Genomic DNA, 15,218 nt, shown 5'->3' with positions numbered 1-15,218 from the left:
TCTAATGACAACCTGGAAAGCCACATTATGGCTACTTTATTTAAATAAACCCACCCTCTTGTTTGGATTTCTGAAATATCATAAACCTTACGAGATACGATCATCAGAAAAATCATGGGTCATTATTTATTAACTACGCAGCGGAACACACCAGTATCATAGTCATATTCATCATCTTCTGGTTTCGGATTAGGTGGAGAAGATTGTCTGAACATTGTTAATGCATATTGGTCATCCCCACCTACAGCTCCGCGCTGTACTTTCTTTTTCCCCTTAGCTGGTCCCTGTGGATCTTTGACGGGAGAATGCGAATAATAATCTGATGCATACCAGTCATTCGTCCATTCTTTTCCACTTAATCCCATATCATAAAGTCCTGATGGGTTGGGAGGATACTTACCAATTGGGTATATAGGAAGATATAACCCGTCAGTATATTTCTGCAACTCATCAAAAGTTGGGTAATTTCTACCACGCTCAATTTTTCCATTATCGGTTGCAAAAGGTAAATACTTACCTTCTGAACGTGCGGCATACTCCCACTGAGCTTCTGTCGGCAGATCTACTTTTTTTCCTGACTGCTCTCCCAGCCACAGGCAATAATCTTTTGCTCGCTGCCAGGTGACAGTCACAGAATAATTATCACTCAGAAGAGATGGAGAACCCTTGGCAAGACTGTCAACAGGAGGTGCGGGGATACCCGTCACCTCAAGATATGTTTTATAGTCTGCATTTGTGACTTTATATTTCGAGATCATAAAATCGCTAAGAATAACCTTATGTAATATCTTGTCATCCTGCTGAATACTAAAAGGTAATTTTTCCCCAACCAGTGGGCCAAAGTCTCCCATCAGAAAATCACCGCCTTTAATGCTCACCATGTCTGCAATGGATCTATCAACAAGCTTACTGGTTAACTCTTTCTTCTTTGATGAACTGTCACAGGCAACTATTGTAAAAATAAGAAGCAACAATATTTTTTCTATATTTGTTTTTTTCATTACAGTCTGCCTTACGCCATTTGTGTAGTGGAGTTATGGTTGTTACTAATCAAGGCGATATATTGTTCCATTTCGTTGTGAGGAATTGGTTTAAAAGGTTCATCTGGATCAACAGTGTCGGGAAGTCTTTCATAGAGAGTCTGGAGGTTTTGTTGGTATTGCGTCGAGAGGTTCCCCATAAATCCGAACTCTGTCATCCCTAAAAATTTCAACAGTGCTTGCTCATTGTCCTTAATACTCCCTTTTTCCGCAGCAGGCCTCGCCGTCATATGCTGCATCACATTATTATAATCCGCTTTACTCTGCACCCACTTGAAGCAAAGCATTATTGCTGTTTTCCTTAACTGCATTACCCCCCATTTACTGGTGTCTTTTTTTTGATTTCTCTGATCTATAATATCCAATGCGTTAACATCCATTAACTGGAATATTATGGATCCTTTTGTCTCAGGTGGCGTGTATTTCAATTGATCTGGGTTGGCATTGATGCTGTTCATCAGAGTCACACGCTTATCTTCATTATTTAATGCTTGGTTGAACTGCCTTAAAATACCATTAATGTCGTCTTCAAGATGATCAAACATGTCAACACCAATTTGAATTTTTTCCGCAGCCAGTATTATTGGTATCGCACATAATGACTGAAATGAACCTGGGTGCATCATGTCCTCAAGCTTCTGATAATCCACATTTCTGAGCATATACATAAAGCCCTTCATAAAAGCTGCAAACGAATTACCATCAACCTCAAAGCCTAAAGACCCTTTGGCACCCACACCCCAGCAAAGTGCGGCCTTGCAATATATTCTGAAGCGGCTGTTAACATACGTTACGTAAAAAATTGCAGATCCGCCTGCCCCGGCCTGTGCTGTTACACCAAGATTCAGTTTGGCAATGGCGGTAAACTCCTTCTCTTTATTCACAATTTGCTTGCTACTGTCATGAGCAATTTTCTTGTCTTCTTCAGGATGCGGATCAAACCATTCAATAGCCCCGCTGACATTGCCACCGGCCTGAACGCCAGCAAAAGCGCCAATTTCACCACCCGCTTTCACATCAGGTTGTGGAAGGGTCAGATTAACCCGCCTTTTGCCAGGGGGTGGCGGAGGTGTCAGCTTCGCCGGACTCCCCTTAATGCCATAGCCCTTTGCCATTTCGTCACTAAAGTCGGCTTCTACACCCAGTTCAATGCCGAGACTGGCCCCGGCATTGCCGGATAACACTGCATTTATTACGTACCGGATAGCCCCCATATTACAGACACCACCTGGTGCACCCGCAGAGGCTCTGGCAGGAAACAACAGTGCGGTACCAAGCCGATCGGGAATAAAAAGTTCAGCGGACGCTTTTGCCTCACCCAGCGCAAAAGTTGAGTGGCCTTCCATCTTCGCGGCAGCTTTCCTGTGTAAGGGGTTAAACTCAGCAGACAGCCCGGCTCCCTGACTGTAGCGCATCAGCTGTGCCTGTGTACTGATGTCAACATACTGATGATAAGTTGACTCATCTTCAGGTTTATCACTTTCTATGGGCCATGTTAGCCCTTTATTCATTTTTTTCGCCCAGTCAGTAAGGACAACATTACTGTCTTCTAATAGTTCATCTTTAATCTTAAGGTTATGCGATGCTTCTTTTAATTGTCTGCTGAGCTCTTCGGGATCTATTTTCCCTGTTCTGACTGTTTTTTTTGTTTCATTTCCGTCAGCATCGACGCCAGTCACTTCTTTATCTGTATATTTAATGAAGCTGGCCTCTCCGCTTTCTTTATCCACCTCACTGAGCTTGTATCTCCTCCAGTGGCTGCGAATTTTGTCAGAACGGACATAGGTACTTTTAAATCCTTCAGTATTCTGAAGGGGGATCAGTTCCATAAGACCTATAGCCGACTCTTTGGAATTTTCATCGAGCAGTTCCCCTTCGGGCACCTTTGCAGTCAGGGTTTTAAGTTCTGCCTTTAATTCTTCGTTAGCGTCATTGAGTTGCTGGTAAGCGCTCTGAAGTTTGCTGTCATAAGCACGTTGTGGCCTCTTACCTGCCTGAGTCAACATCTCGAAATTGAGTTTATCCAGAGCCGTCTGCGCCTTCTTCTGTTTTTCCAGCAACGCTGTCATTTTCAGCTGTTCCTGAATGAATAAGCGATTATCTTTTGCATCAACCCAGAGTAATGTTGCACTGCCCGTGTGAAAATAAACCTGAGGGTCATGCTCTCCGTTGACAACAGTATTTTTACTCACGTTATCCAGACGACTTTGCTGTGTACCTTTAGTCATTTACTCACTCCCTTAATCAGCCACCGAGCAGTTCAATACTGATTTTGCTTTTTGCCGCACCAAATATTTCAGCCGTCTTACCTTCACTGTCAGTGCGCCCTTCAGCTTCTTATTCATCTCATTCCTTAGTGATTACGCCATCATGGTGTTTTCATGAGGGTTGATGAAAGTGCTATTTATTCATCACGCAGCGGAATACATACTGTGGACCAACGCCATACTTCTCATAATCGTCATCAGCATTGATCTTAGGAACTGGTAATTTGGATTGTCTGAACATGGTCAGGGCGTACTGGCTGTCACCACCAACATAACCCCGTAATACTTTCCGGGTACCATTCTCTGGGCCTTGGGGATCGTTCACTGGTGAATAAGAGTAATAGTCCGATGCGTACCAGTCGTTCACCCACTCGGAACCGCTTAGGCCCATGTCATAAAGGCCGAGTGGATTTGGAGGGTATTTGCCGATAGGATAAAAAGGGAGTCCGACACCGTCTGTATATTCATCCAATTGATCTTCGTTGGGTATATTCTTTCCTTCCTCAAACTTACCATTGTCGGTTGCAAAAGGAAGATATTGCCCCCTGGACCTCGCGGCATATTCCCACTGAGCCTCGGTCGGCAGGTCGATCTTTTTACCTGACACCTTACCCAGCCACTGGCAGTAATCTTTAGCCTGTTGCCAAGTAACACTTACCGAATAATCCCCCTTCAGCAGTGAGGGATGGCTTTTCATAAATGGGCCTACTGGTAATGTCTTTATACCCTTTGATTCAATGTATGAACTATAATCCGCATTCGTCACCTTGAACTTTGATATCGCGAAGTCACTCAAAACGACCTTATGCAGCTTCTTATCATCCTGCTGAATACTGAACGGCAGCTTCTCTCCGACCAGTGGGCCAAAGTCCCCCATGAGAAACTCTCCACCCTGAACGGACACCATGTTCGCGACGGACTTATCTGCAAGGCTTTTTGCGGCCAGAGTATCGGCTGCTGCACTACCCTGATCGCAACCGGTCAGAAAACAGACTCCTGCCGCGATCGCTATTAGCTTCTTATTCATCTCATTCCTTAGTGATTACGCCATCATGGTGTTTTTCATGAGGGTTGATGAAAGTGTTACTTGTTCATCACGCAGCGGAATACGTATAAAGGGCTCACCCCATACTTATCATAGTTGTCGCGCCCCCCGAATTTAGGCACTGGTTGAGACGATTGTCTGAACATAGTCAGTGCATATTGGCTGTCACCACCAACATAGCCGCGCAATACTTTCCGGGTGCCTTTCTCGGGCCCCTGAGGATCATTCACTTGGGAGTGGGAATAATAGTCAGATGCGTACCAGTCATTCACCCATTCAGAACCACTTAAGCCCATGTCGTAGAGCCCCAACGGGTTTGGGGGGTATTTGCCTATGGGGTAGATGGGAAATCCATAGCCATCTGTGTATTTATTCAGTTGATCTTCGTTGGGTATATTCTTACCTTCCTCAAACTTACCATTGTCGGTTGCAAAGGGAAGATATTGTCCCCTGGACCTGGCGGCGTATTCCCACTGAGCTTCGGTCGGCAGATCGATGTTTTTACCTGACACCTTACCCAACCACTGGCAGTAATTCTTAGCCTGTTGCCAGGTTACACCGACAGAATAATCATCCTTTGCTATTGATGGATAATCTTTCAACAATATGTTGACTGGGGGAGGCTTTATCCCCGTAGCCTTCAGATAGGCTGCATAATCCGCATTCGTCACCTTGAACTTTGATATCGCGAAGTCACTCAAAACGACCTTATGCAGCTTCTTATCATCCTGCTGAATACTGAACGGCAGCTTCTCTCCGACCAGTGGGCCAAAGTCCCCCATGAGAAACTCTCCACCCTGAACGGGCACCATGTTGGCAACGGACTTATCTGCAAGGCTTTTTGCGGCCAGAGTATCGGCTGCTGCACTACCCCGATCGCAACCGGTCAGAAAACAGACTCCCGTCGCGATTGCTATTAGCTTGTTATTCATCTCATTCCTTAGTGATTACGCCATCATAGTGTTTTCATAAGGGTTGATGAAAGTGCTATTTATTCATCACACAACGGAAAACATACTGCGGTCCCACCCCATATTTTTGATAGTCATCATCTTTATCAATTAATGGAACTGGAAGCTTTGACTGTCTAAACATTGTTAAAGCATATTGTTGGTCTCCACCAATATATCCCCTCACAACTTTTTTACTGCCACTTACTGGGCCTCGTGGGTCTTTCTCAGGTGATTGATTGTAATAGTCAGATGAATACCAATCATTAGTCCACTCTGAGCCGCTCAGCCCCATATCATAAAGACCAAGAGGATTTGGTGGGAATTTACCTATGGGATAAAATGGAAAACCAAACCCATCGGTAAACTTATCTAACTCATCATCGCTTGGTATATTTTTACCTTTCTCAAACTTACCATTATTGGTTGCAAATGGTAGATATTGGCCTCGAGATCTCGCAGCATATTCCCATTGAGCTTCCGTAGGTAAATCAATATTCTTACCTGACATATGGCCTAACCATTGACAATAATCTTTGGCCTGTTGCCAAGTGACACCGATGGAATAATTACTGTTGCCTAAAGAAGGATAATCCTTAACAAAAATATTAACTGGTGGCTTTTTCTTCCCAGTTGCATTCAAATAGATAAGATAATTAGCATTCGTAACTTTGAATTTTGAAATTGAAAAATCACTTAACACAACTTTATGTAATTTTTTATCATCTTGATTAATGCTAAAAGGAAGCTTCTCACCGACCAGTGGGCCAAAATCCCCCATTAAAAATTCCCCACCTTGCACAAAAACCATATTCGATATGGACTCCTCAACAAGATTTTTTGCAAGCTTTTCATTTGCAGATGAAATTTTCTGGTCACACCCTATCAGTAAGAATGAGGTGATGCAAATAATAAAAATTTTATTCATTTAAACACCAATAATTAATTAAGCCGTCATAGTGTTTGCTGGGTGTTGCTCATCAACCAAAGCGAGGTACTCAGCCATTTGATGGTCTGATATTGATACAAAGGGATCATCAGGATCGACAGAGATTGGTAAGTTATCATGCAGTAATGTGAGTTTCTTCCCATAATTGGTAAAGAAGGGAAGCTCATGTTCGCCAAGTGAAAGAAACTTAATGACGCTCTGTTCATTAACCTGTTCATTTCCTTTCTTGCCGCCTGGTAATAAACTTAAATGCTGCATTACATTTCGATAATCAGCCTGGCTTTGTATCCACTTCATTGACATAAACACAGCTTGTTTTCGTCTTTTTAAGGGACCAATCTTCCAGCTACTTATCGAAAAGAAATCGTTGCTTTGGTTCCTTGGATCGGCCCAATCAACCCAATCATTATCAATTAACATTGCGATTACAGCCCCTTTCGTTTCTGGCGGCGTATATTTTAATTGATCAGGGTCATTTAAAATGCCGTTCATCAAATGAACCCTCTCATTTTCATCAGACAAGACTTTTTTCAATTCAGCCAATATTGTTAATGCATCTTCATACATTGCTTCTGTTGCCTGAACTCCTTTTGCTGCCATAATTAAAGGAATTGTAGAAAGAGCATGGAAAGCATGTGCTTCCATCATTTCGCTTAGCTTCTGATAGTCCACATTGCGGAGCATATAAAGAAAACTCTTCATAAATGCCGCAAACGAATTACCATCGACCTCAAAACCCAAAGAACCTTTGGCACCAACACCCCAGCAAAGTGCTGCCTTGCAATATATTCTGAAGCGGCTGTTAACATACGTTACGTAAAAAATTGCAGATCCACCTGCCCCGGCCTGTGCCGTTACGCCAAGAGACAGTTTGGCAATGGCGGTAAACTTCTTCTCTTTATTCACAATTTGCTTGCTCCTGTCATGAGCAATTTTCTTGTCGTCTTCAGGATGCGGATCAAACCATTCAATAGCCCCGCTGACATTGCCACCTGCCTGAACGCCCGCAAAAGCACCAATTTCACCACCCGCTTTCACATCAGGTTGTGGAAGGGTCAGATTAACCTGCCTCTGGCCAGGCGGTGGCGGAGGTGTCAGCTTCGCCGGACTCCCCTTAATGCCATAGCCCTTTGCCATTTCGTCACTAAAGTCGGCTTCTACACCCAGTTCAATGCCGAGACTGGCCCCGGCATTGCCGGATAACACTGCATTTATTACGTACCGGATAGCCCCCATATTACAGACACCACCTGGTGCACCCGCAGAGGCTCTGGCAGGAAACAACAGTGCGGTACCAAGCCGATCGGGAATAAAAAGTTCAGCGGACGCTTTTGCCTCACCCAGCGCAAAAGTTGAGTGGCCTTCCATCTTCGCGGCAGCTTTCCTGTGTAAGGGGTTAAACTCAGCAGACAGCCCGGCTCCCTGACTGTAGCGCATCAGCTGTGCCTGTGTACTGATGTCAACATACTGATGATAAGTTGACTCATCTTCAGGTTTATCACTTTCTATGGGCCATGTTAGCCCTTTATTCATTTTTTTCGCCCAGTCAGTAAGGACAACATTACTGTCTTCTAATAGTTCATCTTTAATCTTAAGGTTATGCGATGCTTCTTTTAATTGTCTGCTGAGCTCTTCGGGATCTATTTTCCCTGTTCTGACTGTTTTTTTTGTTTCATTTCCGTCAGCATCGACGCCAGTCACTTCTTTATCTGTATATTTAATGAAGCTGGCCTCTCCGCTTTCTTTATCCACCTCACTGAGCTTGTATCTCCTCCAGTGGCTGCGAATTTTGTCAGAACGGACATAGGTACTTTTAAATCCTTCAGTATTCTGAAGGGGGATCAGTTCCATAAGACCTATAGCCGACTCTTTGGAATTTTCATCGAGCAGTTCCCCTTCGGGCACCTTTGCAGTCAGGGTTTTAAGTTCTGCCTTTAATTCTTCGTTAGCGTCATTGAGTTGCTGGTAAGCGCTCTGAAGTTTGCTGTCATAAGCACGTTGTGGCCTCTTACCTGCCTGAGTCAACATCTCGAAATTGAGTTTATCCAGAGCCGTCTGCGCCTTCTTCTGTTTTTCCAGCAACGCTGTCATTTTCAGCTGTTCCTGAATGAATAAGCGATTATCTTTTGCATCAACCCAGAGTAATGTTGCACTGCCCGTGTGAAAATAAACCTGAGGGTCATGCTCTCCGTTGACAACAGTATTTTTACTCACGTTATCCAGACGACTTTGCTGTGTACCTTTAGTCATTTACTCACTCCCTTAATCAGCCACCGAGCAGTTCAATACTGATTTTGCTTTTTGCCGCACCAAATATTTCAGCCGTCTTACCTTCACTGTCAGTGCGCCCTTCATAAACAGAACCATCTGCCGTGGTGATCCGGTATCGCGTGTTTGCCAGGATGTCGCCAGATTCCTTGTCCTGTGCAACAAAACGCTCACTGTATCCTTGCGGAAGTTCAGGCTCTGGGGCGTCATAGTCCGCACTGCTCATTTTCTGGACACTGGCACACTTCAGTAAAATATTGCCCGGTGCGCCGAGTTCCATATTTCCACCTGCCAGTTTCATAAATGCCCCGTCACAGTTAACGACCAGCTCTGTTGCACCCGTAATGATCACTTTGCCTTCTAAACTGGTCACCGTGACGTCTTTCTTCGCAATAGCCTCCAGCGCATCGTCCTGCGCCTGAATTTCCATCTTTCCTTTGGCGGCAAAAAGCTTCATCCCGGCCTTGCGGGCCAGCATACTCACAGCTTCGCCCGCCGCCACCGTAAAGCGCTTCAGTGCGCTGATATCTGTATTCTGCTGGGACATAATCCCCACACTGGCAGCACCCGAAGCTACCCGCACAGCCTGAGGACTGGTGATACTCACGCCTTCAGGCGCATTCAGTATGATCCCTGGTTTCGCGAGTTCTTTGAGTGCTGCGTTAAGCGTCTGCTGACTTGCAGTGTCTGCTGGCAGGGCATCTGCCCCTTCAGCAGCAGAGGACAAGCTTTTTGCTATCGTCAGCGCATTTTCCAGCTGGGCAATCGCCTCCTGCATAGAGAGCATCCTGTCCCCGGCGAGCGGTTGTTTATCGGCTGTGATAAACACCCCGGCACCGCCACGAATGGAAACGTGTCGATCGGTACGAAGCTCAGCACCTTCACCACGCAGCGCGCGGGAAGCATTCACATTGTGACCCAGATTAAGCTGCGTCTTACCCCCGTACTCCGTACTGAGCTTGATGTGCTCCTCACCGCGTTTGTCCTCCATCCGCAGTTTGTTGAGGCCGGCTGTACGGATGACGTTTCGGGTGCTGTTCAGTTCGGTGACATGGTCAACGTGACGGGAATCGTGCATCGCGTGCGCGATATACGGGCGGTCCGGATCGCCTTCGTGGAACGCGATGGCCACCTCCGTGCCCTGGATCAACGGAAAGTGGAAGCCGTACTTGTCACCACCGTAAGGTTTGGCAAAGCGCACCGGCATGCTCTCCATGCCCTGACGCTTGTCATCCCGGTCGGCATCAAACTTCACCCGGTACAGGCCGGATGCATCCTGCCAGGCGTAGATATCATTGTCTTTCGCGCTGGTCACCCGCGCCATCAGGGTACCGCTCACCACCGGGCGCTTTTTAGCAGCAGGACGCCAGCAGCGGTTCTCGTAGTACGGCATGGACGCCCACTCCACCCGCAGCGCGTTCTGCCGGCTGGCGGTGTAACCGGCGCTGATGATGATGAGGCCATTTTCAGTTTCACGGGGCAGCGTCGGCGGGACAGCCGTCTCGGTGATGGTGAGCACCTGGGCCGGGCTCAGTGTATGGTCGGTGCTGCTGCCGGTTACCGTGGTCTGGGTCGACAGGAAGCGCTCGTGCTCCAGACGCGCCCAGAAGTTGCCGGTTTCTGCTGCGGGGTTAATTTTGTCACCACGCTCCAGATGGCGCGGGCGATAATGGTACACATCACCGTAAGTGTTGCCCTCCCCGTCGCCGCGGGTCATGTCTGCCGGTGCGGACGTCAGGACGTTCTGCGCCTCACGGTGGTTGTAGTCGCTGGCCGTGACGGTGTGTGCCACCACGTTATGCCAGACGTGCACGTCCCACACGGAGTCAGCCGCATTGTCATTTGCCCCGGACGGGCTGTTCAGCGGCAGCGTTTTACCAAACGTCCAGGCGCTCTGCTTGTCCGCAAAGTGCACCACTTCGGTTTGCGTGTCCGGCTGCAGGCTGAAGAAGTAAAATATCCCCACCTCCGCCAGCAGACGTTCAATAAACGCGAGGTCGTTTTCCTGATACTGGTTAATCTGCTCCCGCTTTGGATAATCAGCCTTGAGGGTAAACTGATACTCCCAGCCTTTCAGGCCATGCTCCTTAAGTACCTCGGTGACCACTTCCGGCACCGATTTGTTGACGAAAAAGCGGTGGGTGCGGAACTGGTTACCCAGCAAAGACAGGAACGGCTCGATAATAATCTGGTACGTCGCTTGGTCACGTGACCCACTGATACGCTTAAAATGCGTCACCACGCCATGTACCACTTTCTGGCCGGTCAACTCGATCAGCGGCCCTGTGCCCATGGTCAGCGTGGCCAGTTTGCTCAGCAATTCTGTGGCATTAATATTCAAATCACTACTGGTAAACAGAACGGTGTAATGGTAAAGCTCACTCATGAACTCCTTACCGCTAAACTCTTCCACATCCAGTGAAGCAGTACAGGACGGAATATCCAGACGGTAGCGGTTCAACCCGTCTTTCGTTAGCGCAGACAGGGTGTTCTTAAGCGAATCTGTCAGACTCATGATTTTGACTCCATAGGATAACCTGTTGTCCATGACTTTCTTGCCGACGGGCAAATAACCGATTTAATCAGGGATACTCAGCGAGTACGAAAAAGAGTGATGACGGCTCCAGCCCCGAGGACACAGGTGAGGGTTTTAATCAGTAAAACGGTCATTTCAAAATTGTTCATGCCGTATTCGCCATCGCCACTAATAGGGATAAAGCGCTTAACAAATGTGTAAAAACAGGCATTCGGCAGAAAGAGCACCCCCGCCATTACCAAAACAACAAATATAATAACTTTCATTATTTTCATTTCTAAACTCTATTCTGGAACTTCAATCGAACCATAAGGTCTTAGTATTTCTCTATCCGTCAGTGGGAAGCCATATACTTGGCCATGGTCCAGCCCCACGCCGACAACAAACTTCCTTGGCTCAGCAGCACTTCCAAGAGAGGTCAGAACAAATTCAACGATATATTTCTCATTATCTGTAAATTGATAAAATGACGGAGGAATGCATAGTTGCTCAGATCTAATTCGGAGTGACGGATTATCAATAAATTCCTGCTTCTTCGGAGACGTCCCTCTTAGATTTATCGATATAATTGCAGGTTGGTAATTCCGTGCATTTGTAATATGGAAACAAATGTTATCGCCAATCAATTTAACCTGTGTCGTTTCATCAAGCTGCAGTCGATCCCCCTGACCAGGACACCCCATCAGCAAAAAAATGAAGGGTATGGTTAGAACCATTAAAAAAAAAGAACTATGATTTTTAATCACCATGGAAACCCCCTTAATGCCTCTTTATAATGCTGTCGGATTGCACTTTCTGAAAGATCACCATCCAGAGTAACGTCATTCGATCTTCGTAATGTAATCCATGCTTTATAGCCATGTGCCTGCAAGATGAAATTATCCGCAATTATCTGCGCCTGCTGTTCCATCGGAAAATCACTCAATAGACGACCGTCAAGGGTATAGCGATAGCTGACCCACCAACTTACCAGACCTCTACCAATGATGTTCATTCCCTTGGTCCGTTGCCAGACATGACTCATCTCATGGATGAAAAGATGTTGCATGTCGTCGAGCGTCTGAGAGAAATCGTCTCTGTACAATCTTGTACGGAAATACAGCTCACCATTTGGAGTCATCGCAAAATTATCTCCCTGCAATCCAAATGGCAGATAACTGCCATGATGGATCCTGATCTTTTCGTAATCGATCCGGTTACCGAATACCGTTCTGGCTAAGACGATTTCTCCTGTGGTCAATTTTCTGACTGAATCATCTTCCTGTTTCTTGTCTGTCTTCTTTTTCCTTTTGCTGGCATCGTGAATCGACATTTTCTGCCTCCGGTTTAGCTTTCAGTCGCGCCTGAAAATTCAATTACAATCCCCTCTTCCTCATTCCAGCCGAGCGTCAGGGCGTGTGGTTTCTGTTTCGCAGCCATATGGGTCAGCAGCTGCTGGCTCAGCACCGGCAGGATCTGCTGATTGAGCAGACTGTCGACGTTGCGCGCCCCGGTGTCCGGCAGCAGGCAGGCGGCGGTTAGGGCGTCGTACAGGCTTTCGGCGATCTGCGTTGTCATGCCGTAATGGCGAGCCAGCCGCTGGCTGACCTGGTCAAGCTTCATCCCCACGATGGTATGCATCGCCTCCTGCCCCAGCGGGCGGTAGATCACGGTCTGGAAGCGAGCCAGTAGCGCAGGCTGGAAGTGGTCCCGCAACAGCGGGCGCAGTAGTTCGTGCAGGTCGACATCGGCGGCGTCCGGCTGATCATCCAGCAGCTGCATGATGCGATCGCTGCCGAGGTTGGAGGTCATCAGGATCACCGTGTTACGAAAATCGATTTCCCGCCCTTCGCCGTCGCGCATAAAGCCGCGGTCAAATACCTGATAGAAGAGGTTCATTACGTCCCGGTGCGCTTTCTCCACTTCATCGAGCAGCACTACGCTGTACGGACGCTTGCGCACCGCTTCAGTCAGGATCCCACCCTGGCCATAACCGACGTAGCCCGGCGGGGAACCTTTCAGCTGGGAGACGGTGTGCGGCTCCTGATACTCCGAGAGGTTGATGGTGATAAGGGCCTTGTCGCCGCCAAACAGCACATCCGCCAGCGCCAGCGCCGTCTCGGTTTTCCCGGTGCCGCTCGGGCCGACCAGCAGGAACACACCCTGCGGCCCGTTTTCGGATGCAAGCCCGGTTTTTGCAGCACGCAGGCGCTGTGCGATGGCCTTTAGCGCTGAACCCTGACCGACTACACGTTTTTCCAGCGCGGCCTCAAGGCTCAGCAGCGCCGTCTGCTCGTTCTTCATTAATGAGGAGAGCGGCACCCCGGTCCAGTCGGCGATAACCGTGGCAACGGTGCGCACACCCACCTCTACCTCCAGCAAAGGACGACTCTGCTGAACCTCAGCAAGCTGATGTCGCAGAGCAGCAATGTCTGCCTGACGGGAGATATCCGCGCGGCATGCCAGCAGCTGTTCGCTGAGCGCCAGCTCCTGACCATACTGCGTCTCCAGCGCGTCAAGCTGGAGAATAATGCTCACCTCTTCTTTATCGATAGCCTCCAGCCGTTCGCCGTGCGCGCTGTTCCCCACCGCCAGGTCCTCCAGCAACGCCTGTTTTTCTATCTCAAGCGCGGTGATGGCGGATTTCATGCGGGTCAGCGGCTCCGGCACGGTGTCCAGGTTCATGCGAACGCGGGCGGAGGCGGTATCGAGCAGATCGACAGCTTTATCTGGCAACTGGCGTCCGGTGAGGTAGCGTCTTGAGAGCGTGACGGCGGCACGCACGGCTTCGTCAGTAATATGCACACTATGATGCTGCGCGTAGCGGTTTTTCAGCCCCCGGAGCATCAGGCAGGCGGTGTCGTCATCCGGCTCATCTACCTTAATCATCTGGAAGCGACGCTCCAGTGCGGCATCGCGCTCAAAATACTGCTTGTATTCGCTCCAGGTGGTGGCGGCGATGGTCCTGAGCTCACCGCGTGCCAGCGCGGGTTTCAGCAGGTTAGCGGCATCGGCGCCCCCCGCCTGATTGCCCGCTCCGATGATGGTGTGTGCCTCGTCGATAAACAGCAGAACAGGCACGGGCGACTGCTGCACGGCATCGATGACGTTTTTCAGCCGCTGCTCAAACTCGCCTTTTACACCCGCTCCTGCCTGTAAAAGGCCGAGGTCGAGGTTACGCAGGCTGACGTTCTTCAGGCTGTCCGGCACGTTACCTTCGACAATGCGCAGTGCCAGCCCTTCCACCAGCGCGGTTTTGCCCACGCCAGGATCGCCCACCAGGATTGGGTTGTTCTTGCGCCGGCGGGAGAGAATATCCACCATCTGGCGGATTTCCGAGTCACGGCCAAACACCGGATCGATGTTACCCTCGCGCGCTTTAGTGGTGACGTCGAGGGTGAATTTATCCAGCACGCTCTGTAACGCCGGGTTCAACTCACCGCCGTGCGTTAGCGCCAGCTCTGCATCATGCTGAACGTCCGGGCGTTCATCAGACTGCGCATCGAGCAGGGGTCGCAGACGTTCCAACTGGCTCTGGCCCAGGGTCAGCAGCGGCCAGAGACCGTCGCAGCGCGCCAGTTTCGGGTTGTCCACCAGAGCCATCAGCAGATGGACGCTGCGAATGTACTCTTCACCCGCCAGCGAGGCACGCAGCCAGGCGTCCTGCATCAGGGCCTGCGTGCTCTCTGCCAGCTGCGGACGGCTGCGCACGGAGCGCGGCAACGCGTCCAGCCAGCCGAGTAAATCCTGCCACAGCGCGTCCATATCCCACTCATAGCGACGCGCCAGCACCGTCAGGTCACCCTCGCCCTGCTCCAACAGTTTCAGCAGCCAGTGCTCAGGCAGAATTTCCCCATGCGCCCGGGTCTGGCACAGGGAGGCGGCCGCTTCCATCGCACGGGCACAGTGAGGGTTGAGGCGGCGTAGCAGAACGGCAGGATTTTCCATGACTCTCTCTCTTTATCGGTTCCTGGACACGCTACCGCCCATCGCTGTTTCCCGTTATTCAGGAGACCAAAGCGCACGAGGTCGGTCGCGGATTGTGTTTTTTGCTGAAGGTCCGCATTCGCAGGCGTTCAGCAAAAAAGCGGACAGAGGGGCGCTGTCCGCTTGCTGGTTTACGCAGTAGCGCGTTCGTTCCATGAGTCGGAATGAATGATGTTGCCGTCCTTATAGGTCCAGGT

Annotated in this window: 11 protein-coding genes and 1 pseudogene; all 12 read right to left on the bottom strand. The window is 49.0% G+C overall.

Annotated elements, in window-relative coordinates; translation table 11 throughout:
• Positions 1 to 122 precede the first annotated feature (122 nt).
• Positions 123 to 1,001 (bottom strand): SUMF1/EgtB/PvdO family nonheme iron enzyme, encoded by an 879-nt coding sequence (locus RTX96_RS02615; protein ID WP_312670029.1) that lies wholly within the window; start codon positions 999 to 1,001, stop codon positions 123 to 125.
• Between the two features lie 11 nt (positions 1,002 to 1,012).
• Positions 1,013 to 3,268 carry a hypothetical protein gene (locus RTX96_RS02610; protein ID WP_312670028.1) on the bottom strand — a complete coding sequence of 752 codons (2,256 nt, stop codon included), beginning with the start codon at positions 3,266 to 3,268 and terminating at the stop codon, positions 1,013 to 1,015.
• A 172-nt stretch (positions 3,269 to 3,440) separates the two neighbouring features.
• On the bottom strand, positions 3,441 to 4,334 hold the full coding sequence (locus RTX96_RS02605) for an SUMF1/EgtB/PvdO family nonheme iron enzyme (protein WP_312670026.1): 894 nt from the start codon (positions 4,332 to 4,334) through the stop codon (positions 3,441 to 3,443).
• A gap of 56 nt (positions 4,335 to 4,390) precedes the next feature.
• Positions 4,391 to 5,284 carry an SUMF1/EgtB/PvdO family nonheme iron enzyme gene (locus RTX96_RS02600; RefSeq protein WP_312670025.1) on the bottom strand — a complete coding sequence of 298 codons (894 nt, stop codon included), beginning with the start codon at positions 5,282 to 5,284 and terminating at the stop codon, positions 4,391 to 4,393.
• 55 nt (positions 5,285 to 5,339) lie between these two features.
• Complete coding sequence (locus tag RTX96_RS02595; RefSeq protein WP_312670024.1) at positions 5,340 to 6,230, bottom strand: SUMF1/EgtB/PvdO family nonheme iron enzyme; 891 nt, start codon at positions 6,228 to 6,230, stop codon at positions 5,340 to 5,342.
• Positions 6,231 to 6,248: 18 nt separating this feature from the next.
• Positions 6,249 to 8,501 carry a hypothetical protein gene (locus RTX96_RS02590; protein WP_312670023.1) on the bottom strand — a complete coding sequence of 751 codons (2,253 nt, stop codon included), beginning with the start codon at positions 8,499 to 8,501 and terminating at the stop codon, positions 6,249 to 6,251.
• Between the two features lie 16 nt (positions 8,502 to 8,517).
• Positions 8,518 to 11,034 carry a type VI secretion system tip protein VgrG gene (locus RTX96_RS02585; RefSeq protein ID WP_312670022.1) on the bottom strand — a complete coding sequence of 839 codons (2,517 nt, stop codon included), beginning with the start codon at positions 11,032 to 11,034 and terminating at the stop codon, positions 8,518 to 8,520.
• Positions 11,035 to 11,111: 77 nt separating this feature from the next.
• Complete coding sequence (locus RTX96_RS02580) at positions 11,112 to 11,330, bottom strand: hypothetical protein (RefSeq protein ID WP_312670021.1); 219 nt, start codon at positions 11,328 to 11,330, stop codon at positions 11,112 to 11,114.
• A 9-nt stretch (positions 11,331 to 11,339) separates the two neighbouring features.
• Entirely contained in the window at positions 11,340 to 11,804 is a 465-nt protein-coding gene (locus RTX96_RS02575; protein WP_312670020.1) for a putative T6SS immunity periplasmic lipoprotein, read from the bottom strand.
• Positions 11,798 to 12,367 (bottom strand): type IV secretion protein Rhs, encoded by a 570-nt coding sequence (locus tag RTX96_RS02570; RefSeq protein WP_312670019.1) that lies wholly within the window; start codon positions 12,365 to 12,367, stop codon positions 11,798 to 11,800. The genes RTX96_RS02575 and RTX96_RS02570 overlap by 7 nt, the downstream gene beginning before the upstream one ends.
• Positions 12,368 to 12,381: 14 nt before the next feature.
• Positions 12,382 to 14,982, bottom strand: coding sequence for a type VI secretion system ATPase TssH (gene tssH, locus RTX96_RS02565; protein WP_312670017.1), 2,601 nt, complete (start codon positions 14,980 to 14,982; stop codon positions 12,382 to 12,384).
• Positions 14,983 to 15,152: 170 nt separating this feature from the next.
• Positions 15,153 to 15,218, bottom strand: a pseudogene (locus RTX96_RS02560) (type VI secretion system tube protein Hcp); the annotation flags it as partial.

The sequence above is a fragment of the Pseudescherichia sp. genome (genome assembly GCF_032052675.1).
GTDB lineage: Bacteria > Pseudomonadota > Gammaproteobacteria > Enterobacterales > Enterobacteriaceae > Pseudescherichia.
This window is presented reverse-complemented; position numbering and strand designations above follow the sequence as displayed.